Here is a 255-nt window from a genome sequence, read left to right as displayed (position 1 = left end):
CATCAAAGCCCGGTTCCGGCACACCCCGGGGTGAAGTGGTCGTGCGCGCTGTCAGGGGACTGGTGGCCGAGTACTGGCCGCCGGTCATTCCATAGTTGTAATTGTTTACTACTACAGCGGTCAAGTCAATATTACGACGGGCGGAATGGATAAAGTGGTTGCCTCCGATAGTTACTGCATCACCGTCACCCATAAGTACGATAACATGCAGTTCGGGGTTACCTATTTTTATGCCGGTGGCAAAAGCCAGCGCCC

Annotated in this window: 1 protein-coding gene; it reads right to left on the bottom strand. The window is 54.1% G+C overall.

All coding sequences use genetic code 11. The features are described from left to right. Positions 1 to 255, bottom strand: a 255-nt coding sequence (locus IT084_RS17945) for a thiamine pyrophosphate-dependent enzyme (protein WP_243277066.1), incomplete at both ends; no start/stop codon positions are given.

Source organism: Desulfallas sp. Bu1-1, assembly GCF_015594625.1.
GTDB lineage: Bacteria > Bacillota > Desulfotomaculia > Desulfotomaculales > Desulfallaceae > JADNRQ01.
Note: the sequence above shows the minus strand (reverse complement) of the source record. Positions and strands in the feature narration are given on the sequence as shown.